We start from the raw sequence: 22,660 nt of genomic DNA on the forward strand, positions 1-22,660 counted from the left end.
CCAGCATAGACCTCCCGAGCGCGCTTAGGGCGTGGGCGCTTAAGCCGTGGTTTCCGGTGTTTTTTGCCTATCCAGCCAGGTGCCCAGGAGTAGGGCCGCCAGCATAATCAGCGGCCAGCTCCACCGGCCAAGGTCCCACGCCGCAGCCGGATCCGTGGCTAAGGTAAAGAGCCACCTCAGCACGATGGTTCCCCCGTAGAGCAGGCAGATATAGGGCCAGCGTTCCCACCCCCGGAAGAGATACGCGGACACCGGAAGCACAAGGGTAAGCGGAATAAGCCACGCCACCCCCTGCTGCACCGCACCGATGGAAAGCGCGATGGCAAAGAGCACGGTGATCACCAGCCCCACTATCACGCGCCTGCGGTGCATACTAAGTTACTTCTTCTTCCTCAATAGACCATCCACGGACAGCGCACCCGGCCCCACGAACACCAGGATGAACAGCGCCCAGCACAGCAGGGCGCTGGCCACGCCGCCGTTATTCAGCAGGGTCAGCCCCTCCGGCTGGTGCATCCAGAAGTACGCCACCGCCATGCTACCGGAGGAGAGGAAGGCGGCGGTGCGGGTGAACAGACCGAGGATCACCAGGCCGCCGCCCACGATCTGAATAGCGGCCGCCCACCAGGTGGGGAAGGCAAAGAGTTCCGGTGCCTCAAACTCCCCGGCCACCGGCCAATCGAAGAAGCGGGAACTACCGTAGAAGAAAAAGATCAGACCAATAGCAATGCGATACAACGCAAGAGCGCCGGGCGTGGCGCGTTCCAAAAAGTTTTGCACGCACCAAGCATAGCCTTAACTGACCTGCTCGCACTCTTTTCGTCCACAATGGTGTATGCCCTCGCCGCCGCTCTCCTCGCCGTTCCAGCAGGAATCGCAGATAAGCACCTGACGGCGGCAGGTATCCTCATTCGCGCAGTTGCGGAAGGAGGTGGTGTGCTCCCCGCAGTGCACGCAGCGTCCCAGGCGCGCGGGGTCGATGCCAAAGTTCATGGTCATCCTGCGATCAAAAACGTACAGCGAGCCCTCCCACAGGCCCTTATTCCCATAGGCCTCTCCGTAGCGGACAATGCCGCCGTCGATCTGGTAGACCTCCTTGAAACCCCGGTTGCGCATGAGCGCGGAGAGCACCTCGCAGCGGATACCGCCCGTGCAGTAGGTGACCACGGGGCGATCCTTGAGGGCGTCATACTTGCCGGACTCCAATTCCGCGATGAAGTCATGCGTGGTGCGCACGTCCGGCACCACGGCGTCTTTGAACCTGCCGATCTGCGCCTCCATCGCATTGCGGCCGTCAAAGAACACCACCTCCTCGCCCCGGCGCTCCACCAGCTCATTGACCTCGTGCGGCTTGAGGTGTACCCCGCCGCCGACCACCCCGTGCTCGTCCACGCGCAGTTCCTCCGGCGCGCCAAAGGCCACGATCTCCTCGCGGGCTTTGACCGAGAGGCGGGGGAAGTCCTCCGCACCACCCTCGGACCACTTGAACTCCATGCCCTTGAAGCCGGGGTATTCGCGGGTCTTTTTGATGTAGCGCTTGCAGGCCGCCATGTCCCCGCCCACGGTGCCGTTGATGCCGTGCCGGGAGATGAGGATCCGCCCGCGCAGCCCTAGGGACTCGCACAGATCGCGCTGCCAGAGGCGCACGGCCTCCGGGTCCGCGATGGGGGTGAACTTGTAATACAGAAGGATTTTCCCGAGCGACACGGCCCTTAGTCTACGCCGCGCCCCTCATCGGCCTCAGCGTCAGGCTGCCGACGCCCCGAGCCCCGGGATTGCCACTCCCGTCGCTTCCGCTCGCGCTGCGAGGGCGTGGGAATAGCCCCCACCACCGCGCCGCCGAGGGTATAAATCACCAGTTCCTTCCAACTGAAATGAATGTCCTCCACGCTCACCGTGGAGCCGATGGTGGAACTAATATCAATGTTAAAGAGCGCCATGAGGCAATAAATTGCGGCACCGATGGCGGCAAATGCGGGGATTGATATTAGTTTCCGCTTCATCATCGTGTATCACCCGATCCCGACGATACCAATACCCCCATCCGGGGGCCACCACCCCCACTCCTTGAACGATTCACCCGCGTTTTCACCCCACAGACGGCCGCCACACGCCCCGCGCGGGCCTACGCTGCCCCACAGGCATATCCCCTCTTACCGAAAGAAGAAAGGTTCCTCATGGGCAACAAGAAGATTCGCGTGGCCATCGCCGGGGTGGGCAACTGCGCCACCTCTCTGATTCAGGGCGTGGAGTATTACCGCGATACCCCGGCCAGCGAGCGCGTTCCGGGCCTCATGCACGTGCAATTCGGGGATTATCACGTGGGCGATATTGAGTTCGTGGCGGCCTTTGACGTGGACGCCGCCAAGGTGGGCCAGGATCTTTCCGCCGCCACGCGGGCCTCGCGGAACTGCACCATCACCATCGCGGAGGTGCCGGAACTGGGCGTGACGGTGCAGCGCGGCCCCACCCTCGATGGCCTGGGCACCCACTACCGCGAGGCGGTTGCGGAATCGGAGGCGGAGCCGGTGGACGTCGCTAATGCCCTGCGGGAGGCAAGCGCGGACGTGCTGGTGTCCTTCCTCCCCGTGGGCTCGGAGGCGGCGGATAAGGCCTACGCGCAGGCCGCGCTGGACGCCGGGTGCGCCTTTGTCAATGCCCTGCCGGTATTCATCGCCTCCGATCCCGAGTGGGCGGAGAAGTTCCGCGCGGCGGGGTTGCCGATCATCGGGGACGATGTGAAGTCCCAGGTGGGGGCCACCATCACGCACCGGGTGCTGGCGCGGCTCTTTGAGGAGCGCGGCGTGCGCCTGGATCGCACCATGCAGCTCAACGTGGGCGGCAACATGGATTTCCAGAACATGCTGGACCGCGAGCGCCTGGAATCCAAAAAGATCTCCAAGACCCAGGCGGTGACCTCGAACTTGCAGGACGGCCCCCTGGCGGGCAAGACCAGCGACCGCAACGTACACATCGGCCCCTCGGATTACGTGGAGTGGCTGGACGACCGCAAGTGGGCCTACGTGCGCCTGGAGGGCACCGCCTTTGGTGGGGTGCCGCTGAACCTGGAATACAAACTAGAGGTGTGGGACTCCCCGAACTCCGCAGGCATCATCATCGACGCCCTCCGCGCCGCCAAGATCGCCCTGGATAGGGGAGTGGGTGGGCCGATCATGCCCGCCTCCTCCTACCTCATGAAGTCCCCGCCGGAGCAGCTTCCCGACGACCTCGCGCGCGAGCGCCTAGAGGAGTTCATCGCGCAGGGCTAGAACTCGCAGCGATACAGACGCTGCGCGTCCGCCCCCAGCCCGGCGGGAATATCCGGCGAGGATTCCAGGAGGGCGAGCGCGCCGAGGCGAACCCGCTCCCGCAACTCCGCCGGGGGTTCGGCCACGCAATGGGTGGGGGAGGCCAGTTGCCGGGCAAAGGAATCCGCGCCGATCCGCGCCCCGCGCACAAGATCGGCGGTGGCGGTATCCCAGCCCATGACCTCCGGCCCCGGCTGGGGCTGTGCACCGGGGTAGTTCTCCACCACGGTGGCGGGGAACACACCCTCCACGTCCGCCTCCCGCAACCTCCCCATCGGGGTCGCCAGGGCATCCACCAGCCGGGGGTGCTGAGCGCTGGAACACGCAATGAGGCCGCCGGGATCGCCCATGCACTGAGTATCCGCGTACCGGCTCACCCGGTATTCCTCCAGGTTCAGCAGGGGAGAAAGGGCCAACGCCACGGCCACGATGGCGGGCAACCACACCGCACCACGCGGCTTTGCCCACACGAGCACCAGCACCGCCACCGCCGCGAAGAACTGCGCCAGCAGCACCCCCGGCTCCGGCTCAAAGCCCAGCAGGCTACCGGTGGCGGAGCCGAGGAGGATCAGTCCCCCGCCGCGCAAGCCCGCCCAGAGCAGCCCCACCGATACCACCGGCCCCAGCACGGGGACCCGGCGCGATACGGCATAGCCCAACGCCAGCACGGCACACACGCTAAGCAGGCTCACCAGAAAGTGCGCGGTGGCCCACCCCGCCATCTCACTCCACCAGCGCGGCCAGGAACGGGAGGCCCAGGCGAACGTCGCTATGGCGGGGAACACCAGGGCCGGGTATATCCGCGGCGCGCGGACCGCAGGAACCGCCAGGGCTATCGACGCCACCACGGCCGCCGGGAAGAGGCTTCCCCCGATCCACTCCGCCGTCCAGAGATATTCCCCCCGCCACGGTTGTTCCCCCCAGAACAACCAGGAACGCCATGCAGGCGCACGAGGCTCCCAGCACCACCCACGGAAGCCACGCCCTCATTTTCTTTACTCGTACCTCAGCGCCTCGATGGGGTTGAGCTTGGCGGCCTTATTGGCCGGGTAGTAGCCGAAGAACATGCCGATGCCCACGGAGAAGAGCAGGGAGATAATCACGCCGCTGATCGGGGGCAACACCACCGTGCCCACGAAGGAGGCGATCGCCATGCCCGCCAGGGCACCGAGCACCACGCCGATGAGGCCACCGAGCAGGCACACGATCATGGCTTCCACGATGAATTGCAGGCGGATGTCGCGGCGTCGGGCGCCCAGAGCCTTGCGCACGCCGATCTCGCGGGTGCGCTCGGTGACGGTGACCAACATAATGTTCATCACGCCGATGCCGCCCACCAGCAGGGAGATGCCGCCGATGGCGGAGACCGCCATGGACATGGAGTTGATCACGGAATTGACCTCCTCCACCTGGTTCTGGAAGTCCGAGACCCGCACCATGTAGTTCTCGTTGCTGGCGTAGATCTGGTCAAAGTAGGACTGCACATCCGCCATCGCCTGATCCCGATCCGCGTCCGGGGAAAGGCGCACGCTGATCTGGCTCAGCGGGGAGGAATAGGAGGTGACGTCCTTTTGCACGGAGTAGGGAATATACGCGGTGGGCATGTTGAAGCCGCCGCCGAAGAACCCACCGCTGGTATCGCCCTTGTACACGCCCACCACGGTGAACAGCGTTTCCTCCTCGCCCACCATCAGGGAGACCTCGGAGCCCAGCGCCTGGGCGGCGTCGCCCATGAAGAGGCTGCTCACGGCCTCGGGGCCGATCACCACGACCTTGCGGGAGTTTTCCAGGTCGGCGTCGGTGATGCCGCGACCGTACTCCACGTCCACGCCCGTCATGCGCAGGTAATCCTCATTCACCCCGCTGATCTGGATGGAGGCGTTGGAGGTATCCGTGACGATGTTGCCGGACTGACCGCCCATGTCACCGATGCCCACGCCGTCGATGGCGTCGCCCATGCGTTCCTTGAGGCCGTTGATCATGTCCAGGGTGAGCGCGTCCTCCTCGTCGGAGACGGCACCGCCGTAGTAATAGATCTCCTCCTCGCCATCGGCCCCGGGGTAGAGGGGCATCTCCTCCTCGTCAGGGATCTCCTGCACGGAAACCTGGAGATCGCTGGCGCCCAGGCGGGAAAGCCCCTCGGTGGTCTCGTTCTGCATGGCCGCGCCGATGGTCTGAATGGTAATCACCGAGGCAATACCGATGATGATGCCCAGCAGCGTGAGCAGGGAGCGCATCTTATTCGTGCGCATGCTGCCCAGGGCAAGGCGGATAGCTTCCATAGTGCTCACAGGTAACCCCCTGAGTTAATCTCCACGCGGCCGTCCACCAGGGTGATGATGCGATCCGTTTCCCGCGCTAGTTCCGGGTTGTGCGTAATAAAGACGATGGAGCGGCCCATCTCCTTGTGCAGGCTGTGGAAAAGATCCATGACCATGCGGCCGGTGGCGCTATCGAGGGCGCCCGTGGGCTCGTCGGCAAGCAAAATCTCGGGGTCATTGGCCAGGGCGCGGGCGATGGCCACGCGCTGCTTCTGACCACCGGAAAGCTCGGAGGGCTGGTGATTCATGCGATCGCCCATGCCCACCATGTCCAGCAATTCCTTGGCGCGGGCGGTGCGCTCGCGGGGGGCAATGCCCGCGTACATCATGGGCATCTCCACGTTGCGCAGGGCGCTGATCCGGCTCACCAGGTTGAAGTTCTGGAACACAAAGCCGATGGTCTGAGCGCGGGTCTGCGCCAGGGAATTATCGTCCGAGTCCAGCACGTTGGTGCCATTAAGCCAATACCCGCCGGAGGTGGGGCGATCCAGCAAGCCGATGATATTCATCAGCGTGGACTTACCAGAGCCGGAGGAACCCACCACGGAAAGGAACTCTCCGCGGCGCACCGAAAGATCAATGCCGTGGAGCACCGTCAATTCATTCGGGGAGCCCTGATTAAAGGTTTTCACGATCGAGCGTAACTCGATCAGGCTGCGCTGCTGTTCTGCCATGAGGGTGCTTTCTATCCTGCCGCTTTTCTTCCTACTGCCCTAAACCAACCCAACCCCGCCGCCCTGCGCCCGCCACGCCTCATGGGGGCGCGCGGAGCGAGGACGACGGGGCACGGAAATTACTCGACGAGGGCGGCCCCGGTGGAAACCGTGACCTTCTTGCCCTCAAGATCCTGGTAGTTGAACGGTTGCAGGATCACCTGATCGGAGGCCTTCAGATCGCCGCCGGTGACGGCCACGAGGTAGCCATCCGTCTCGCCGGTCTGCACCTCGCGCTCCACCACGCGGGAATCGCGGGAGACCACCAGCACCACCTCATTGCCGTTATCGGAGGGGTACACCGCCTCGGCGGGCACCGTCATGGTGTCCTTGGCGATCTCCTGGAGGATCTTGGCACGGGCGGAGGCACCCATGCGCAGGCCCTCGGTGTCGCCGGTCACGGAGATCTCCACGGGGAAGGTCACCTTGGCGCCGCTGCCGCCGGAGGAACTAGCCGCGCTGGAGGCATCCTCCTGCACGGGGCCGTTACCGGCCACGGGGGACACGGAGACGACCTCGCCGGTGAACTCCTTTTCCCCGGTCACGGGGGTGGTGAAGGTCACCGGGGAGCCCTCGGCCACCTTGTCGATGTCCGTCTCCTTGACCTCGCCGCGCAGCTTGAAGGCGGAATCATCGGCCACGGTGAGCATGGCGCCCTCGGCGGTCTGGCCCTCCTTGGCCTTGATGTCCGTGACCACGCCGGCGATGGTGGCCTTCACGGAGGCGTCCTCGATCTGCTCGCGCAGCTTGTCCACGGCCTTCTCGGCCTCCTTGTCCGCGTCATCCGCGTTCTTGCGGGTATCGCGCACCACCTTGGCCTGGGCGTCCACGTCCTTCTGGGTCACGCCGGTATCCACCACGTTGGCCTCCGCCAGCGCCTGGCGCAGGGCCTCCGGCTCGATGTCCGGGTTGGAGCGGGCCTGATCCAGGGTGTACTCGGTGCCGCCGTAGATGATGGTGGCGTTACCGCGCGCGGCCTCGGCCTTGAGGCGCTCGTATTCCTTCTCGGCGGCGTCCACGGCGGCGTCGCCCTCCTTGCGCACCGCATCGGCGTGCTTCTCGGCCTCGGCCAGCTGCTCGTTCAGGTCGTCGGTGTTCAGCGTGGCCACCACCTGATCGGGCTCCACGCGGTCACCCACGGCCACCTCCAGCTTGTCCACCTTGGCGGCGGCCGGGGCGGCGATGGTCTCCGTCTTTTCCGGCTCGATGGTGCCGGAGACGGCAATGCGATTGACGATGCCCTCGGTAGACACCGGCTGCACGTCCGCGGCGGTGAGGTCCGAATCACCGGAGGAATCACCGGCACCGAATACCGAGCGGCAGCCCACGAAGATCAGGAGCAACAGCAGGAGCAGGGCCAGAAGCGTGAGCAGGGTGCGGCGGCGCTTCTTCTTGCGCTCCTCTTCCTCCTCGGAGCCCTCCTTGATGGCCTCCGGGCCCTCCTCGCCGTCCTCGGTGGCGTCCTCCTCGGAGGATCCCTCGGCATCGCCCAGGGCCACGGAATCCTCCGGGATACCCCAGGCGGCGTTCTCCTGGTTCTCCGGGCCCTCCTGCTCACCCATCGCGGTGGTGTTCAGACTGGTGGCGCCGAAGCCCACCTTGTCCTCATCGTTCACGTCCGCGATGGAGAACCCGGCGGCGCCCGCCCTGGTGCTGCCCGCGGCGATCTCCGTCTGCCCGGCGTAATCCTGGCCCGCGTAATCCGCGCCATAGGCGGAGGCCGAGGAAAGGGAATCGGAATCCTGATAATCCTGCGCCGCAGCGGCCTCGGCGGCGGCCGATTCCGCCTCCGCGTCCCCACGGGAGGCAGCGGAGGCGGAATTGTTCACCCCGGTGGCACCGGAGGCCCCGGAAACCCCCGTGGCACCGGCGCCGCCAACGGCACCGGCCAGGCCGGAGGAACCGCGCCCGGAATTATCCCCGGATTGCTCGGAGTTCCTCGTCTTATTATCGCCTCCGCCACGAGGAGGCAGGGGTACCTCGTTATAGAGGGAACCTTCTATGAGCTTTGGCGGATCATTCTCGGTGTTCACGCGCGTTTTTCCCGGTTCCCCACCTGCCCATCACGGCGGCACAGAGGCGGCCGCCGTGCGGCCGCCCAGGCAACCATGCCGATGGCAAGAACCAGGTTCTCCTTTCACCAGGTTAAGAGGTGCTCCACAGTTTGTTGTTACTGAGGTTATCGCATACTTCCCTCCACTGGTGGAGAAACACCCCCACCCTCCCCACAGAAATATTTTTCCCGGTATCCTCCTGCACACCTTAGCGCTTGCGGTAGAGCGCCCGGCGCTGATACTTGGGCTCCGAGGTGACCAAAACGCCCAGGTTACGGAAGATTCCCTCGTCCACCGATCCCAGAATCGTGGTGGTGTGACAGTCACTACCTTTAAGGTTCTTCAACTCCGCTAGCGCCCGGCGCGCCTCGGCGGAGCGGGCGGCGGAAACGGAAAGGGCAATGAGCACCTCATCGGTGTGCAGGCGGGGATTGCGGGAACCCAGGTGCTGGGTTTTCAGGGTTTGAATCGGCTCAATGGAGTCCGGGGACAGGAGATTCACAGACTTCTCAATGCCGGCCAGGTGCTTCAGTGCGTTGAGCACCATCGCGGAGGAGCAGCCCAAAAGATCGGAGGTCTTGCCGGTGATGATGGTGCCGTCGGCAAGCTCCATCGCGGAGGCCGGCTGCCCGGTGGCCTCCTCCACCTCCAGGGCCGGGGCCACCACGCGGCGATCCGCCGCGCTCACCCCCGCCTTGGTCATCACCATCGCCACCCGCTCGGACAGCACCGGATCGCGCTCCTCCCGGCGCTCCTCCACCAGGGCCTTGTAATAGCGGCGAATGATCTCGTGGTTGGCGGCCTCACGGCAGGCGGCATCATCGCTCATGGCATGGCCCGCCATGTTCACGCCCATGTCCGTGGGCGACTGATAGGGGGAGTCCCCCGCGATGAGTTCCAGCATGGACTTCAGCAGCGGGAACACCTCCACATCGCGGTTATAGCTGGTCACCTGCTTGCCGTAGGCGGAGAGGTGGAAGGGGTCGATCACGTTGATGTCATCGAGGTCCACCGTGGCGGCCTCATAGGCCAGGTTCACGGGGTGCTCCAGGGGGAGATTCCAGATGGGGAAGGTCTCAAACTTGGCGTATCCGGCCTGCACGCCGCGCTTGTATTCGTGATACACCTGGCTTAGGCAGGTGGCCAGCTTGCCGGAACCCGGCCCCGGCGCGGTGACCACCACGAGGTCACGGGTGGTTTCCGCGTACTCGTTGCGGCCAAAGCCCTCCTCGCTGATGATCCGGGCGGTATCGGTGGGGTAGCCGGGGATCACGCGGTGCCGCGCCACGGAAAGGCCCAGCTTTTCCAGGCGGGCGATGAAGTCCAGGGCCAGGGAGTTATCGTCCTCCAACTGCGTCATCACCACGTTATTGACCAGGAAGCCGCGCTCGCGGAACACGTCCACCAGGCGCAGCGCGTCCTCCTCGTAGGGGATCCCGAGGTCCGCGCGCACCTTTTGGCGTTGCAGGTCCTTGGCGTTCACGCACACCACGATCTCCACCTCGTCGCGGATGTGCTCCAGCATGGCGATCTTGTTATCCGGGGTGAAGCCGGGCAGCACGCGGGAGGCGTGGAGGTCGTCGAAAAGCTTTCCCCCCATCTCCAGGTAGAGCTTGCCGCCGATCTCGGCGCGGCGCGCGCTGATGTGCTCGGATTGCAGCTGAATGTACTTTTCCCGATCAAAGCCCTGGCTCATGCGTTCCCCTTCCGGTGCTCCTCGCTCGACCGCACCAGCATACCGCCGCCATATACTGTTCCTCATGCCGGAAGGTCACGTCATTCATGGGCTCGCCCACCGCCTCAACGCCGAGTTCGGGGCCAAGCGGGTGGGAGTCTCCTCGCCCCAGGGGCGCTTCGCGCGCGAGGCCGCGCTGCTCGACGGCAGCACCCTGGAGCGCGCGGAGGCCTGGGGCAAGCACCTCTTTATTACTTTCGACGCCACCCACCCCGCCCACATCGTGTACATCCACCTGGGGCTCATCGGGAAACTGGCGGTGCACCCGCACGCCGCGCCGGTGGGGCAGGTGCGGCTGCGCATCACCGACGAGCGCGTGGCCGCCGACCTCCACGGCCCGCAGTGGTGCCGCCTCATCACCGAGGAGGAGCGCGCCGCGGCCATCGCCAAGCAGGGGGCCGACCCCCTACGCGCCGACGCCGACCCCCAGCCGGTGCTGGATACCGTGCTGCGCTCCCGGCGCTCGATTGGCTCCCTGCTCATGGATCAGCACCTCTTTGCCGGGGTGGGCAACATCTATCGGGCCGAAACGCTCTTCCGCCTGGGAATCTCCCCCTTTACCCCCGGGCGCGATCTTTCCCCGGACACCGCTCAGGAAATCTGGGAGGACCTGGTGGACCTCATGCGGGTGGGCGTGGAGCGCGGGCGCATCGACACCGTGCGCGAGGAACACACCCCCGAGGCGATGGGCCGCCCGCCGCGCAAGGACGATCACGGCGGGGAAGTGTACGTGTACCGCCGCGAGGGGCAGCCCTGCTACGTGTGCGGCACGCCGGTGCGGCTTCAGGTCATGGAGGGGCGCAACCTCTTTTGGTGCCCGGCCTGCCAGCCGGAGTAGGGCCCCTGGAGCTCGGGGCCACGCGCCTAGGCCGGGGTGGCGTTAAGGTAGCGGGCCGCGCCATCGCGCAGTTCCAGCACCTCATCGGCCGCATCCAACTGGGAGCGATCGTGCGTGACCATCACGGTGGCCACCTGGTGCGTATCGGTGATCCCGCGCAGCAGGCTCACGATCTCCTGGGAGAGTTCCCGATCCAGCGCGGAGGTGGGCTCATCGGCCAGGATCACGGCGGGATCGCCCATCAGTGCACGCGCGATGTTCACGCGCTGGCGCTGCCCGCCGGAGAGTTCCTGCACCCGGCGGTGCCCCAGACCACCCAGGCCCACCTCCTCCAACAGCCCCTCGGCGCGCTTCTGCGAGGCGCCAGTCAGGCGGCGGCCCCGCAGGTGCTCGGCCATGAGCACCTGCTCGCGCACCGTGAGGGAGGCCAGCAGATTGGGATTCTGGAAGATCATGCCGATGCGCTCGCGGCGCACCTTGCTGCGCCGCGCCTCCGGGGCGCCGTGCAGCGCCTCATCCGCGATGGTCACCGTCCCCGAGGTGGGCACGATCAGCCCGGCCAGCACGGAGAGCAGCGTGGACTTGCCGGAACCGGACTCGCCCACCACGGCGGTGAGGTGCCCTGCGGGCACGCTCATGCTCACCTCGTTTAGGGCCGTGACGGTGCCGGTGCCGTCGGGGAAAACGCAGCTCACGCGGTCAAGAATGATGGTCATGGTGGGTTCCTTTCTTGTAAGTATTCAGTATTTCTAGTTATTCAGCGCCAACTGCGGATCAATCGTGGACACCCGGCGCGTGGCCAGCCAGGCCCCCAGGAGCCCCAGCACCAGCACCCCCACCGTGGGCAGCACCACCGTGACCACGCTGAGGTCAAAGGGCACCACCTGACGCGCCGCCAGCCCCAGCGCCGTGGCCACTACCGCGCCCACCGCCGCGCCGGCGCTTAGGATCAGCGCGGCCTGGCCGAGGCTATCGCGCAGCACATAGCTTTTCGACGCTCCCAGCGCCCGCAGCACCGCAATATCGCGGGTGCGCTGGATCGTCCACACGCTCAAGAAAGCCACGATCACCAGCGCGGAAATGCCATAGAGCAGGCCCTGGATCGACAGCAGGGAGCCGCGCTCGGACTGATACGCGCCCAGGCCCGCGAACGATTCCTTCACGCTCACCGCCGCCGAGCCGGTGGCCTCGGCCGTGTTCTCCCAAACCTCCTGGGGCTCGCCGTCCAGCATGAGCACGGTGGGGGCGGGGGAGTGGGCCACCTCCTTCCAGGTGTCCATGCCCACCCACACCACGGGCAGGTGGCTGTAATACTCCTCGGCCACGGTGCCCGCCACGGGCACCTCCACCCCGCTCATGGTGAGGGTGGCGGGGGCATCGAGAGTATCTGGAAGCAACGCCCCCTCGGCCGGGATCGTGCCGCCGCCGGGAACCTCGCTTCCCTCCGGGAGGCCCAGCACCGCCACGGACGTGGTCTGACTGCCCGCCTGGGCGCTGGTCTGGGTGATTCCCAGCGGGGTGACCTCGGTGACGCCGGGGGTGCTGCGCCAGGCGCTCACCGTCTCCTCCGGCACGCGGGACTCCACGAAGTCCACCTCCGGGGTCTCACCCGGCACAGCCTGCGCCCCGCTGAACACGTAGCGCTGCGGGTCCAGGGCCTCCAGGGCGGAGGTGTTCTGCTTACCCAGGCCACCCGTGAGGCCGGTGAGCATGACCAGCAACAACACGATGAGCGCCACCACGATTCCCAGGAGGCTAAAGCGCCCCCAGGAACGTCGAATATCCCGCAACGCAAGAAACATGAGTCGATCCTTTCCAATGTGCTTTCTGCCGCTTTTCGTATCTCTGCTCTTTATCCTGCGTGGCGCACCCCCACCCGCACATCGGCTAGCGGCCAGATTCTGGTATCGGCCATTCGGCCGATGTCGCCTCGCCCCCGCGCCCTCTAGGCTGGCGGCCGTGTCTCCCCACTCCGGCCCCGAACGCCCCGCTCCCGATGGGCGCCCCGCTCCCGATCCTTTGCAGCCCGCCCCGGCGCACACGGCCCACGATTCCTCCGCCCTCGACCAAATCCTGGGCGCCATGCGGGTGGGCCTGCACGTGCTCTTTGCCTTCCTGCTCCTCTTCGGGGCCGTCGCCACGCTCGGCGGGCTCGGCAGACTCGGCGGACTGGGCCCCGCCACCGAACGCAGCGGGGCGGCGCTCATGCTGGCGCTGTGCACCACCCTCGCGGCCACCTACCTGGCGGGCACCCTCTGGGAAAAGCGCTTCACCCAGCGCCACACCCCGCGCGATCCCTCGCCCTACCGCCTGCCCTGGCTGGGGCTGGTGCTCGCCCAATGGCTCGGCCTGCTGCTGCTCAGCCATCACTTCCTCTGGCTGCTCTTCCCCCTCGCCTTCCTCATCTGGCATCTCGTACCCACCGACGCCTGGGGCTTTGCCGTGGTGCTGCTCACCTGGGGGCTCGGCGTGAGCCTTCCCCTCGCGCTACCCCGCGCGGGCGGACCGCTGCTGAGCACCGCGCCGGAGTGGGGGCTCGGCGGGGTGCTCGGGCCCTTCCTCGGCGTGGCCTTTGCCTCCGCCTGTTACTTTGCCTACCGCGCCCTGCACCGGGAGGCCGCCCACCACCGCCGCGTGGCCGAGGAACTCGCCGCCACCCAGGAACAACTGCTGTTCGCCGAGAACCAGGCCGGGCGCCTGGCGGAACGCGAGCGGCTTAGCCGCGAGATTCACGACACGCTCGCCCAGGGCTTCAACTCCATCGTGCTGTTTTCCCGCGCCTGCGAGAAAAACCTCCGGGCGGTGGGTGCGGGTACTGGGAGTACTGTCGCTGGGGGTGCTGGAAGTAGAGGGGGCGCTGGAAGTGGGAGGAGCGCTGCCGCTGATGGCGCGCAGGACGCCGCCCGGCTCGACGCTGCTCGGCTCGCTACCGCCCGCGAGCAACTGCGCACCATCGAGGCCGTGGCCACGGAAAACCTCACCGAGGCTCGCCAACTCGTGGCCGGAGGCGCACCCCAAACCCGCAACCTCTCCCGGGCGCTCACCGACCTCGGCGCGCGCCTCACCCAGCGCCACGGCCTGCCCGTGGAGATTATCGCCCCCGAACACACCACCCAGGCCCTGCCGGTGGAGGTGGCCTCGGCGCTGCTGCGCGTGGCCCAGGAGGCGCTGACCAACACCGTGCGCCACGCCCACGCCACCCAGGCGCGCGTGACGCTGAGCGCCTGGGACAAGGACCTCACCCTGGACATCTTCGACGACGGCACCGGCTTCGATCCCACCGCTACCCAGGGATACGGCCTGCCCGGCATCCGCTCCCGCCTCCGCGAGATCGGGGGCACGCTCACCATCGACTCCTCCCCGCACGGCACGGTGGTCACCGCGCGGGTACCGTGGGAGCAATCATGATACGGGTCATGCTTATCGACGATCACCCAGTGGTGCGCGCCGGGCTGCGCGCCATCCTGGACAGCTTCGAGGACATCACCGTGGTGGCCGAGGGAGCCAGCGGGCCCAACCCCGCCGAGATCCCCGAGGACGTAGACGTGCTGGTGATGGACATCCAGATGCCCAGCGTGGACGGAATCCAAGCCACCCGCGCCCTGCGCGAGGCGGGCGGGCCTCCCGTGCTGATCCTGACCACTTACGACGCCCAGGCGGACATCGTGGCCGCCCTCTCCGCCGGGGCCCTGGGCTACCTGCTCAAAGACGCCCCCGAGGAGGAACTCCACCGCGCCGTGGTGGCCACCGCGCAGGGCAAACGCACGCTCTCCCCGGAGGTGGCCACCGCCCTGGCCGAGCGCGTGGGCAGGCCCCAGGAGGCGCTCTCCGCGCGGGAAACCGAGATCCTGCGGGCCCTGGCCACGGGGGCCACTAATCAGCAATTAGCGCGCTCGCTTTTTATTTCCCTGGGCACCGTGAAAACGCATCTGCTGCACATCTATCAGAAACTAGGCGTGGATAACCGCACGGCCGCCATTGCTAAGGCGCGGGAGGAGAGATTGATTTAGGGCGCGTATCATTTTTGCCATGCTTAATCCGCGCAATTTCCGTTACGCAGACGCACTCGGAGCCGGAGCCTTAACTTATGCCTCCGTGATGATTCAATCGGACGGGTGGCGGGACTTTCTGCACGACCCCCTTTATCCCATTATGTATGGCGCATGGTTCCTCATCGCCCTGTTCTTCTCCCTGCGCCGAGGATTCCGGGAAAAATCGCTTTCCCGCGTATTGATCTTCTACGCGGTGACGCTGCTGATCTTCTTCACCCTGCTCAACGGCGTGGGAAGAATCCTCATCACCGCGATCTCCCTGGTGAACCTGCTGAATCTCGCGTTCCCCCGGCGCACCCCCTAAGAGGAGGGGTGCTGCCCCCAGTGGGTGCGCATGGCCGCCACCACCAGGCTCAATCGGGAGTTCACGCCGAAGTGATTAATGAGCTGGGAGACGTGCTTTTTCACCGTGGACTCCGCATACGTGGTCGTAGCCGCGATCTCGGCGTTAGAAAGGCCGTCGCACAGCAAGGAAAGCACACACTGCTCGCCGGGGGAGAGCACGATCTCCTCCTTTTTCTCCTGCGCGTTGTGCTGGGCCAACTCCCTGGCGGGAATGTAATCCACCAGCCGGGAGAGGCACTGCGGGGAGACGGAGGTGCCGCCATTCATGGCGTCACGCACCGAGGAAATGATCTCCTGCGGACGAGCGGACTTAATGATGTAGCCCGCCGCGCCCCCGGTGAGGGTTTTCAGCATGGTCTCATCGGTATCAAAGCCCGTCATAGCCACAAACACGGGAGGGTTGGGCAATTTGCGCGTCTCCTGAAGCAGCGCAATGCCATCCATCTCCGGCATGTGAATATCGGTGAGCACCAGGTCGATCTCATAATCGTCCAGGGCCTTGAGCGCCGATACCCCGTTGGCCGCCTCCGCTACCACATGAATATCAGCGGTGGTGTTGAAATAGGTGCGCAGGGAGGACAGCACCAACGGGTCATCATCTACCAAAAGCAGGCGGATATTTCCGCCCCGTTCCGCGTAAATAGGACTCACGAGCACCACGGGAGGGTCGGGTTCTTACGGCAGCTAAATACCGAAGCCGCGGAATCCTTGACCGCGTGCGCGGCGATGGTTGCGGTGGTGTTCTTCTGCGCAGTGGGGGCCTGAGCGGCCTGAGCCGCCGGGGATACCGCCAGCAGGCCAGCGGTGGCAGCCACGGCACAGGCCGCGCTGCGCAAACGACGTGATCGGTTCATGGGACTGCACCAGCCTTTCTAGGCATGACGTGTAATTTTGGTCAGGGCCATATTATATGATCTCGGCCTACCCTGCGGAAGTGGGGCCGATCCTGGAGAGACAAAGGTCACTCGCGTGGCGGCCCGCCGCGACATAAGCACCGGATATACGGCTAAAAGACTCGCCCCATGCCTAGAACTTGATGGAAAGCGTCCAGGTTTTTCCATCGCTATGGGTAAATAGTTTGCCACCCATACTTGCCACGGAACGGCGCATCATTCGCATACCCAGGCCGGAAGAAAGCACCGAGGAGGAAAGCCTGCCCCGACGCTCCTTCTCCCCAGCAATCTGATTGCTCATTCGGATGTGCAGGCCGCCATCGCTGCCCTCCAGGTGCAGGAGCACCTCGGAGCCGGGGGTGGCGTACTTGATCGCGTTCGTGGCCCCCTCCAGGAGCACCTTGTGCAGAATCTCCAAGGTGGGGTTGGTGATCTGCACGTCCTCGCTCTCATCCACCACCGTCACGCTCAGATTGTGGTTCCGCATCTTGGCCGTAATCTCTTTGACCGTCTCCACCAGAGTGGGAGCCGAGGGCTTCTCCTGCCGATCCTGCGGGGCATTGAGCAGACTGAGCAGGGAACGCACCTGGGACATCGTGATGCGCGCGTCCTCCGCGATTCCGGACAATTCCCCGTGCAGGGTGCTTCCCTCCTTTTCCTGCATGGCCAAGACCTCCGAGCGCATGACGATTGAGGTCAGGGAGGCCGCCACGGAATCGTGCAGCGTGCTGGCCAATTCCTCGCGTCGCTTGCGGTACTCATCGCGCCACTGCTCAGCCAGCTCGATTTTCTGGCGCACCTTGCGGCCCAGCGTCCACCCGGCAAAGGCCGTCACCGCCATGAAACCCTCCCAAATGAGGATCGCGGAAAAATCGGCCTCGATGGTCTTGGAATTACGATCAATCAACCCCAGAATGCCCACGGCCACGCCGGTGAACAGCACCAGGCGCAACTTGCCGTGATAGCCCACCAGGCCCATGACCACGGCGCACAGAAAGACGTTAGAGGGCAAAAAGAGGTGCGCGAAAAAGATGGTCAGGGTGAACATGAGGACAAAGGTGAGCGTTCCCAGCAGGGGATAGCGCACGATCAGCGCCACGCTGGTGGTGAGGATCGCCGCCCACAGGGCGCTCTCCGCATTGACCTCCCAGGGATCGCTCACCCACAGCGAAAAGACCACCCAGCCCATCGCGCAGAGCACCACCCAGCCCTCGCGCGGAACGCGACGCATCCTTTGGGCGAGATTCTCCATCACCACATCACTCTCATTTCCGTGGGCTCACTTCCGTGAGGCAACCGACGCACGGTACCGGTATCAGGTGCCGATGCCCAGAGCAATTGGGGCCGAGGCAGCGACCGGCAGGGGAACTCACAGCATAGCCGACGAAAGAACGAGGTTCACGGGGGAAGCGGGTGGATTCTCGCCCTGGTGAGGAGATAGTGGGAGAAGGGACTCCATAGTAATTCTCCACCAGATAAAATGAGTTTTTAGCTGGTGGGGAATTATATTTATCAGATTATCAGCGTCCCAAAATTAGCCAATACGATTTTCCATGAAAGAAAGTTGGGCCTGGTGCACCTGGTTTGCAAAATGATCTTCAACGTTCAACTCGAATACATGTATAAGAGTAGACTCCGAACGATCAAAGAGCAGCAACTCAGCCTCTACACCCATATCAACAAGCCTTTTATTGAACTCAATAGCCTGTGAGGTAAAAGAGCCAAAGTTTCCATCGCTCGAAAATGTTGGCGGGAAATCCTTGTTAATATTCTCATACATGGAGGCCTGGGAGACATCTGAGCTATCTTCAATATTTACTACATCAAAGTAGGAGCGGAAACAGGCACCGAATAGCCAATCCGTGAGGAAGAATCCGGTATCGTCCCCTGTGGCAGGGTCAAACAATGCACCCACCGCAATATATCCCAACGGCTTCATGTCATTATTTATATTTGCCGGTTTAAAATCAAATTCCGAGGCATAATCCGGGTTGGTCAGTAACGCCGAAAGTTGAGCCGTGGCATGTCCGCCGGCGGAATCGCCACTTAGAAATATCTTGTTAGGATCAATTCCATACTCATCCGCATTATCAAACACATAGGCAAGGGCATTGTTTACCTGCTCCAGACCGCCCGGATAACGCATGTCTGGGCTCAGCTCATAATTAACATTTACTACATTATATCCCTCTGAAACAAAACGATAAAGGTAATCCTCACGATTCGATTTATCATCGAGCACATAGCCTCCGCCATGCACATAGAAGAGGGTGGCCTTTGAATCCGGGGCGGTATAAATATCCAGCAGATTATCCTTGCGGTCAGGATTATACACTAGATTCTTATAATACACAGTGCCATCATCGTTTTCTCTAGGCTCGGCTCAGTGGAATGCTGCCCCTGCAATGAACGGGCAAGCACATCAGGGAAAAAGGCGGTGTAGCTTAATCCGCCAACCAAAATAGAAGAAAGACCCAAACCAACGATCCCAACCCCAGCAAGAATCTTCTTTCCTCGCTTCGGAGATTCCTTGATCGTTCGACCAGCCCCTTGGAAGAGAAGAGCCAAGAAACTTAAACTAGTTATCACGGCAGCCGCCATGATAACCGAGTAGCGATCCGTGAACACCGCCAATACGGTAACCGCAAGGCTAGATAGGACCAGGATCAACGACAGTTCTTTTCTCTGCCCCCGATACTCTATAACGAACCTCAGAACCAACAAAGCCACCAGAGCAAAACCCAAAACTGGATAACTTTGGAAAAATAAGAAACTTGCTGCCGCTAACAGGAATATGAGCAAGTCAAAGATTTTGGCAAATCTCATCGCGCACCTTTACAATCGATCTGGACAGGATCACTCTAGCAGTAAAGGTCGCCACAACCCCTACTAGAGGGAACGGCTGGAACAAAAACTTGAAAATTGTGACATCAGAATGAAGGTATCCCTATGCCCAGCATCGAACACCTAACTAGATCCAATGAAGAAAACCGCCGCTTTGCCAGGGAAAATATTGAAACCGCGATGCTGCAACTCCTGCGAGATCATGACCCAGCAGATATTAGCATCAGCGACATAATACGTCGATCGGGAACTTCTAGAAATTCTTTCTACCGCAACTATGGCACCAAATAAGCACTGCTGAAAGAAATAATCGCCAAGGGACTTATGGCCGTTAAAGCGGAGATAACTCCGCTATTTGAGACAGATCAGGAAAAGTTTTTCCTGAAATTCTTTCAACACTTATGCGAGAATCAAGAACCCTACCGAGTACTATTCAAGAGGGGTCTCGGACCATTAGTAGAAGATTTCTTCTATGGAAATCAGGAAGATGCAGGAGCCGAACGCAGCCCATACCAATATTATCGTAACCAAGCATTTTCCGCTCTCATGATGAAGATTTGCTTCATCTGGATCATGCAAGGATGCAAGGAAACTCCCGAACAGATTACTCAAACCACTTTGAAAATTGCCCAGAATTTCATACAAGAATAGCCGTGCGCCCAAGGATCAAGAATCTAGTCCGCTACGTCCCATTGCTGCATTATTCTAAAACCGAACTTGCCTTCTCTTTATCCAACAATTCTACAGCAACAGAGACGGTCATTATCATCCCGGGAAACGATTCCAAAATAACGATCGCAGCCACGCCTACCAACACCATAGCGGCATATATGAAGAGGGCCGACTTATGATCCCATCGCCGTTCCACCTTGGAGGAAAGGATGACAGCCAATAATAGATCGAGGAAAAGGACGGACGCTAAAAGATATAACATGGGGGTACTCCCCATGAAAATGGCCACCGCGATCAACGCAGAGATATAAAAAGATGCCACCGCCAGTTTCTTGCTCATCATTGCGCCACCTCCCCCATGGACGGAGTCTCGTGCAACCAAGAGGTCACCCTATCAAGGAAGAAACGCCCCCACCATTAGAAAACTCCGGCCTCGGTGCCCGTTTCCATGCACCTCGACCGGAGTTTTCTACACTGCACGACCCTGTTGGACGCACTCACTGTGGTTTCCCGTTCGATCAAGTTCCGAGAACCTCTCCGGCGGCTCCCGTTGTTTGACCTAAGCACAGGGTAACCTTAGATCTGATCCCGGATCAACCCTTTGGTGGAAAATAATTCGCTCTATTTTCATATCCGCAGGTCACAGCCTTATAGAACAGGAAAGGTTACCCTCATATGGGGGTAGGCTTACCTAAACATTACCTACCACCCGAGTGCTCCAAGCCGAGTAATATCCCTCACTATGAGCCGCCTATACCCGGTAGAGTGCGTCCGCCGCGCCGAAGCCACGCTTCTGGCCGCGGAAAGCGAGCCTGATCAACTCATGCGCGAGGCCGCCAAGCATGTGGCCACCACGGCTGTGTCCATGCTCGAACGCACCGGTTCCTCCCACCGCCACGGCTCCCATCACAGCGATTCCACTGGTTCCCGCGTGCTGCTCCTGGTGGGCACGGGCGGCAATGGGGGAGATGCCCTCTATGCTGGCGTGCTGCTACTTAAACGCGGAATACGGGTGGAAGCCCTCACTCTTGGTTCCCGCACTCACGAGGGCGCCACCAGGGCATTCCGGAAGGCGGGCGGCACCTTTCTCATGCAGGACCCCGCCCGCGTAGGCGAGGAATTGACCTGGACGTATCACCTGGTGATCGACGGCATCGTGGGGCTGAGCGGCCGCGCCGGTCTACCCGATACCGCCGCCCGGTTTGCCGATGCTCTCCTCCACTCGGGCGTTCCCGTGCTGGCTATCGACACCCCCTCGGGCCTCCCCGCCGATACCGGCAGCGCACCCGGGGGCTTCATCACCGCGCACGTCACCCTCACCTTTGGCGGCCTGCGTGGTGTCCACGCCGCGCACACCGCCTGCGGCCAGGTTCTCTGCGCGGATCTTTCCCTGGGGAAGGGGCCAAGCCTGGAGCAGGCCCTGGAGGAAACGGCAGAAGGCGCCCATGCCCCCTTCCTCTACCGTGCCGTGCCGCCAACCCATCCGCTTGACCCGGAGCCTGGAACCATTCACCCACTGCGTCCCATTCCGCTCATCGGTGGGGAACTAGAGCCCGCAGGCACGGACGATAAATACAGTTCCGGGGTGGTGGGAATCCTCGCCGGTGGGAGCGTCTACCCGGGGGCGGGCCTGCTCACCACCGGCGCCGCCGTGCGCGCCACCCCCTCGATGGTGCGCTACATCGGCGGCGAGTATCGCTCGGTGGTCACGGCCCTCCCGGAGGTTGTGGGCACCGCCAGCCTCGCGGAGGCAGGTCGGGTACAGGCATGGGTGATCGGCCCCGGGCGCGGCACCGACGAAGAGGCTGAGACGGAGTTAGCCGCCATTTTGCGACGCCCCGAGCCCGTACTCTGCGACGCCGATTCCCTCACCCTGCTCGCCCGAAGCAAAGAACTGCGGGAGTTGCTCCGGGAGCGTACCCCCGGAAGCACCGTGCTCACCCCCCACGCGGGGGAGTTCGCCCGCCTCCGCGAGGGCATGGGGCTAACCGAGCGCACGGATACCGCCACGCCACCGTGGATTCAGGCCCAGGAGATGGCGCGGGAACTCGGGGCGGTGGTGGTGCTCAAGGGGCGCTTTACTAGCGTTGCGCGCGGTGATGTGACCATCATCATTGATGCCGGCCATTCCTGGGCCGCCACACCCGGCTCGGGAGATGTGCTCTCCGGTCTGCTGGGGGCGTGGCTCGCCCGTATGCCCGAGAAGGCACACGAGGCCGCCGTGCTCGCCGTGCACCTGCACGCCGTGGCCGCACGAATCGCCGCCGAGACCCCCGAGGGCCCGGCCCCCACCTCCGCGTCCCGGATCGCGGAGGCGATCTCCCGAGCCACCGCCAGGGAACTACGCGCCTATCGGGCCGCCCGCGATCCCTGGCGGTAAAACACCGCACCCAGCACCGCCCCGAGGGTATTGCACAGCAGATCGTCCACGTCGCTGTATCCCACGGCGGCGATGTACTGCGTAACCTCAATGGTCAGGCTCGTCAACAACCCAATAATCCCGGCCCGCCACAGGGGACGGCGACCCCGCCAGTAATGGGCAACGAGCGCCCCCAGGGGAATGAAGAGGAGAACGTTTCCCACGGTGTTGAGCCAGGGCGCCCACCACACGGAGGGATGCGAGAAGCCGTCGAAAAGCACGAAGTCGAGGCTGCGCTGCTGTTGTGCCTCCACGTCCCACACCGCGTCAATGCTCAGCCACCCCTTGAGGAGGGTGACAGCGAGCAGAATCACGATATAGAGCGCGCAGAGGAGGCCATACATTCCTCGGCGCAGGGGAATAGGGCGGGAAAGCATGACTGACACGGTAAAGGACGGGGCTGTGTCCGGGCTGTACGCCGCCCATGTTTCACGTGAAACATCAGAGGAATCTACCTTTGTACCAA

Annotated in this window: 26 protein-coding genes; 8 read left to right on the forward strand and 18 right to left on the reverse strand. The window is 63.2% G+C overall.

Translation table 11 applies throughout. The features are described 5' to 3' along the window. Positions 1-39: 39 nt before the first annotated feature. From OLW90_RS11215 to OLW90_RS11230, 4 genes are read right to left on the reverse strand one after another with little or no spacing between them, the layout of a single operon-like run. Positions 40-372 (reverse strand): hypothetical protein, encoded by a 333-nt coding sequence (locus OLW90_RS11215; protein ID WP_319650182.1) that lies wholly within the window; start codon positions 370-372, stop codon positions 40-42. Positions 373-378: 6 nt separating this feature from the next. Further along, complete coding sequence (locus OLW90_RS11220) at positions 379-780, reverse strand: DoxX family protein (protein ID WP_319650183.1); 402 nt, start codon at positions 778-780, stop codon at positions 379-381. A 15-nt stretch (positions 781-795) separates the two neighbouring features. Then, on the reverse strand, positions 796-1,707 hold the full coding sequence (locus OLW90_RS11225) for a rhodanese-related sulfurtransferase (protein ID WP_319650184.1): 912 nt from the start codon (positions 1,705-1,707) through the stop codon (positions 796-798). Between the two features lie 5 nt (positions 1,708-1,712). Further along, on the reverse strand, positions 1,713-2,006 hold the full coding sequence (locus OLW90_RS11230) for a hypothetical protein (protein WP_319650185.1): 294 nt from the start codon (positions 2,004-2,006) through the stop codon (positions 1,713-1,715). A 171-nt stretch (positions 2,007-2,177) separates the two neighbouring features. On the opposite strand from OLW90_RS11230, the gene OLW90_RS11235 reads away from it, so the two are divergent. Continuing rightward, positions 2,178-3,269: an inositol-3-phosphate synthase gene (locus OLW90_RS11235; RefSeq protein ID WP_319650186.1), complete on the forward strand. Its 1,092-nt coding sequence runs from the start codon at positions 2,178-2,180 to the stop codon at positions 3,267-3,269. Here the strand turns inward: OLW90_RS11235 and OLW90_RS11240 are convergent. The 5 genes from OLW90_RS11240 to OLW90_RS11260 all read right to left on the reverse strand — a co-directional run bounded on the left by OLW90_RS11240 (position 3,266) and on the right by OLW90_RS11260 (position 10,092). Next, a complete protein-coding gene (locus tag OLW90_RS11240) occupies positions 3,266-4,237 on the reverse strand; it encodes a hypothetical protein (protein WP_319650188.1) in 972 nt (323 codons plus the stop codon). The two genes, OLW90_RS11235 and OLW90_RS11240, sit on opposite strands and share 4 nt — an antisense overlap. A gap of 66 nt (positions 4,238-4,303) precedes the next feature. Beyond that, a complete protein-coding gene (locus tag OLW90_RS11245; RefSeq protein WP_319650190.1) occupies positions 4,304-5,560 on the reverse strand; it encodes an ABC transporter permease in 1,257 nt (418 codons plus the stop codon). 35 nt (positions 5,561-5,595) lie between these two features. Next, positions 5,596-6,303: an ABC transporter ATP-binding protein gene (locus OLW90_RS11250; RefSeq protein WP_319650191.1), complete on the reverse strand. Its 708-nt coding sequence runs from the start codon at positions 6,301-6,303 to the stop codon at positions 5,596-5,598. 119 nt (positions 6,304-6,422) lie between these two features. Then, on the reverse strand, positions 6,423-8,375 hold the full coding sequence (locus OLW90_RS11255) for an efflux RND transporter periplasmic adaptor subunit (RefSeq protein ID WP_319650192.1): 1,953 nt from the start codon (positions 8,373-8,375) through the stop codon (positions 6,423-6,425). Positions 8,376-8,604: 229 nt separating this feature from the next. Continuing rightward, positions 8,605-10,092: a DUF1846 domain-containing protein gene (locus tag OLW90_RS11260; protein ID WP_319650193.1), complete on the reverse strand. Its 1,488-nt coding sequence runs from the start codon at positions 10,090-10,092 to the stop codon at positions 8,605-8,607. Positions 10,093-10,156: 64 nt separating this feature from the next. On the opposite strand from OLW90_RS11260, the gene OLW90_RS11265 reads away from it, so the two are divergent. After that, positions 10,157-10,969, forward strand: a complete 813-nt coding sequence (locus OLW90_RS11265; RefSeq protein ID WP_319650194.1) for an Fpg/Nei family DNA glycosylase — start codon at positions 10,157-10,159, stop codon at positions 10,967-10,969. A gap of 26 nt (positions 10,970-10,995) precedes the next feature. Here OLW90_RS11265 and OLW90_RS11270 read toward each other — a convergent pair whose 3' ends face one another. Both OLW90_RS11270 and OLW90_RS11275 read right to left on the reverse strand, forming a co-directional pair. Continuing rightward, the gene (locus OLW90_RS11270; RefSeq protein WP_319650195.1) at positions 10,996-11,685 is read right to left on the reverse strand and encodes an ABC transporter ATP-binding protein; all 690 of its coding nucleotides are present in this window, start codon (positions 11,683-11,685) and stop codon (positions 10,996-10,998) included. Positions 11,686-11,718: 33 nt separating this feature from the next. Then, positions 11,719-12,771 carry an ABC transporter permease gene (locus OLW90_RS11275; RefSeq protein ID WP_319650196.1) on the reverse strand — a complete coding sequence of 351 codons (1,053 nt, stop codon included), beginning with the start codon at positions 12,769-12,771 and terminating at the stop codon, positions 11,719-11,721. 157 nt (positions 12,772-12,928) lie between these two features. Between OLW90_RS11275 and OLW90_RS11280 the strand changes: the two genes are divergently transcribed. Genes OLW90_RS11280 through OLW90_RS11290 form a run of 3 tightly spaced genes read left to right on the forward strand, consistent with a single transcriptional unit; the run spans position 12,929 to position 15,325 of the window. Beyond that, positions 12,929-14,377 carry a sensor histidine kinase gene (locus OLW90_RS11280; protein ID WP_319650197.1) on the forward strand — a complete coding sequence of 483 codons (1,449 nt, stop codon included), beginning with the start codon at positions 12,929-12,931 and terminating at the stop codon, positions 14,375-14,377. Beyond that, entirely contained in the window at positions 14,374-14,979 is a 606-nt protein-coding gene (locus tag OLW90_RS11285) for a response regulator transcription factor (RefSeq protein ID WP_319650198.1), read from the forward strand. The genes OLW90_RS11280 and OLW90_RS11285 overlap by 4 nt, the downstream gene beginning before the upstream one ends. Positions 14,980-14,998: 19 nt before the next feature. After that, positions 14,999-15,325, forward strand: coding sequence for a hypothetical protein (locus OLW90_RS11290; RefSeq protein ID WP_319650199.1), 327 nt, complete (start codon positions 14,999-15,001; stop codon positions 15,323-15,325). Here OLW90_RS11290 and OLW90_RS11295 read toward each other — a convergent pair. The 5 genes from OLW90_RS11295 to OLW90_RS11315 all read right to left on the reverse strand — a co-directional run bounded on the left by OLW90_RS11295 (position 15,322) and on the right by OLW90_RS11315 (position 19,085). Then, positions 15,322-16,026, reverse strand: a complete 705-nt coding sequence (locus OLW90_RS11295) for a response regulator (protein ID WP_413464533.1) — start codon at positions 16,024-16,026, stop codon at positions 15,322-15,324. The two genes, OLW90_RS11290 and OLW90_RS11295, sit on opposite strands and share 4 nt — an antisense overlap. After that, on the reverse strand, positions 16,014-16,220 hold the full coding sequence (locus tag OLW90_RS11300) for a hypothetical protein (RefSeq protein ID WP_319650201.1): 207 nt from the start codon (positions 16,218-16,220) through the stop codon (positions 16,014-16,016). Before OLW90_RS11300 ends, OLW90_RS11295 begins: the two co-directional genes overlap by 13 nt. Positions 16,221-16,392: 172 nt before the next feature. Beyond that, the gene (locus OLW90_RS11305) at positions 16,393-17,511 is read right to left on the reverse strand and encodes a sensor histidine kinase (protein ID WP_319650202.1); all 1,119 of its coding nucleotides are present in this window, start codon (positions 17,509-17,511) and stop codon (positions 16,393-16,395) included. 282 nt (positions 17,512-17,793) lie between these two features. After that, positions 17,794-18,594, reverse strand: a complete 801-nt coding sequence (locus OLW90_RS11310; protein ID WP_319650203.1) for an alpha/beta hydrolase — start codon at positions 18,592-18,594, stop codon at positions 17,794-17,796. Then, positions 18,594-19,085, reverse strand: coding sequence for a hypothetical protein (locus tag OLW90_RS11315; protein WP_319650204.1), 492 nt, complete (start codon positions 19,083-19,085; stop codon positions 18,594-18,596). Before OLW90_RS11315 ends, OLW90_RS11310 begins: the two co-directional genes overlap by 1 nt. 123 nt (positions 19,086-19,208) lie before the next feature. Between OLW90_RS11315 and OLW90_RS11320 the strand changes: the two genes are divergently transcribed. Both OLW90_RS11320 and OLW90_RS11325 read left to right on the forward strand, forming a co-directional pair. Continuing rightward, positions 19,209-19,394 (forward strand): hypothetical protein, encoded by a 186-nt coding sequence (locus OLW90_RS11320; RefSeq protein WP_319650205.1) that lies wholly within the window; start codon positions 19,209-19,211, stop codon positions 19,392-19,394. Positions 19,395-19,427: 33 nt separating this feature from the next. Beyond that, positions 19,428-19,754 (forward strand): TetR-like C-terminal domain-containing protein, encoded by a 327-nt coding sequence (locus OLW90_RS11325; protein WP_319650206.1) that lies wholly within the window; start codon positions 19,428-19,430, stop codon positions 19,752-19,754. A gap of 49 nt (positions 19,755-19,803) precedes the next feature. On the opposite strand, the gene OLW90_RS11330 is transcribed toward OLW90_RS11325, so the two are convergent. Next, positions 19,804-20,118, reverse strand: coding sequence for a hypothetical protein (locus OLW90_RS11330; protein ID WP_319650207.1), 315 nt, complete (start codon positions 20,116-20,118; stop codon positions 19,804-19,806). A gap of 399 nt (positions 20,119-20,517) precedes the next feature. Here OLW90_RS11330 and OLW90_RS11335 point away from each other — a divergent pair, with 399 nt between their 5' ends. Further along, a complete protein-coding gene (locus OLW90_RS11335; protein ID WP_319650208.1) occupies positions 20,518-22,155 on the forward strand; it encodes an NAD(P)H-hydrate dehydratase in 1,638 nt (545 codons plus the stop codon). Here the strand turns inward: OLW90_RS11335 and OLW90_RS11340 are convergent. Next, on the reverse strand, positions 22,125-22,571 hold the full coding sequence (locus OLW90_RS11340; RefSeq protein ID WP_319650210.1) for a VanZ family protein: 447 nt from the start codon (positions 22,569-22,571) through the stop codon (positions 22,125-22,127). The two genes, OLW90_RS11335 and OLW90_RS11340, sit on opposite strands and share 31 nt — an antisense overlap. Between the last annotated feature and the right edge of the window lie 89 nt (positions 22,572-22,660).

This window comes from Corynebacterium sp. 21KM1197, from assembly GCF_033783015.1.
GTDB lineage: Bacteria > Actinomycetota > Actinomycetes > Mycobacteriales > Mycobacteriaceae > Corynebacterium.

Excerpts from the sequence above, each read along its gene's own strand:
- OLW90_RS11270 (WP_319650195.1), bottom strand. The coding sequence starts at position 11,685 with ATGACCATCATTCTTGACCGCGTGAGCTGCGTTTTCCCCGACGGCACC.
- OLW90_RS11260 (WP_319650193.1), bottom strand. The coding sequence starts at position 10,092 with ATGAGCCAGGGCTTTGATCGGGAAAAGTACATTCAGCTGCAATCCGAG.
- OLW90_RS11215 (WP_319650182.1), bottom strand. The coding sequence starts at position 372 with ATGCACCGCAGGCGCGTGATAGTGGGGCTGGTGATCACCGTGCTCTTT.
- OLW90_RS11320 (WP_319650205.1), top strand. The coding sequence starts at position 19,209 with ATGCCCAGCATCGAACACCTAACTAGATCCAATGAAGAAAACCGCCGC.
- OLW90_RS11275 (WP_319650196.1), bottom strand. The coding sequence starts at position 12,771 with ATGTTTCTTGCGTTGCGGGATATTCGACGTTCCTGGGGGCGCTTTAGC.
- OLW90_RS11325 (WP_319650206.1), top strand. The coding sequence starts at position 19,428 with ATGGCCGTTAAAGCGGAGATAACTCCGCTATTTGAGACAGATCAGGAA.
- OLW90_RS11290 (WP_319650199.1), top strand. The coding sequence starts at position 14,999 with ATGCTTAATCCGCGCAATTTCCGTTACGCAGACGCACTCGGAGCCGGA.
- OLW90_RS11305 (WP_319650202.1), bottom strand. The coding sequence starts at position 17,511 with ATGGAGAATCTCGCCCAAAGGATGCGTCGCGTTCCGCGCGAGGGCTGG.
- OLW90_RS11245 (WP_319650190.1), bottom strand. The coding sequence starts at position 5,560 with ATGCGCACGAATAAGATGCGCTCCCTGCTCACGCTGCTGGGCATCATC.
- OLW90_RS11330 (WP_319650207.1), bottom strand. The coding sequence starts at position 20,118 with ATGATGAGCAAGAAACTGGCGGTGGCATCTTTTTATATCTCTGCGTTG.
- OLW90_RS11235 (WP_319650186.1), top strand. The coding sequence starts at position 2,178 with ATGGGCAACAAGAAGATTCGCGTGGCCATCGCCGGGGTGGGCAACTGC.
- OLW90_RS11230 (WP_319650185.1), bottom strand. The coding sequence starts at position 2,006 with ATGATGAAGCGGAAACTAATATCAATCCCCGCATTTGCCGCCATCGGT.
- OLW90_RS11265 (WP_319650194.1), top strand. The coding sequence starts at position 10,157 with ATGCCGGAAGGTCACGTCATTCATGGGCTCGCCCACCGCCTCAACGCC.
- OLW90_RS11285 (WP_319650198.1), top strand. The coding sequence starts at position 14,374 with ATGATACGGGTCATGCTTATCGACGATCACCCAGTGGTGCGCGCCGGG.
- OLW90_RS11250 (WP_319650191.1), bottom strand. The coding sequence starts at position 6,303 with ATGGCAGAACAGCAGCGCAGCCTGATCGAGTTACGCTCGATCGTGAAA.
- OLW90_RS11315 (WP_319650204.1), bottom strand. The coding sequence starts at position 19,085 with ATGAGATTTGCCAAAATCTTTGACTTGCTCATATTCCTGTTAGCGGCA.
- OLW90_RS11335 (WP_319650208.1), top strand. The coding sequence starts at position 20,518 with ATGAGCCGCCTATACCCGGTAGAGTGCGTCCGCCGCGCCGAAGCCACG.
- OLW90_RS11300 (WP_319650201.1), bottom strand. The coding sequence starts at position 16,220 with ATGAACCGATCACGTCGTTTGCGCAGCGCGGCCTGTGCCGTGGCTGCC.
- OLW90_RS11340 (WP_319650210.1), bottom strand. The coding sequence starts at position 22,571 with ATGCTTTCCCGCCCTATTCCCCTGCGCCGAGGAATGTATGGCCTCCTC.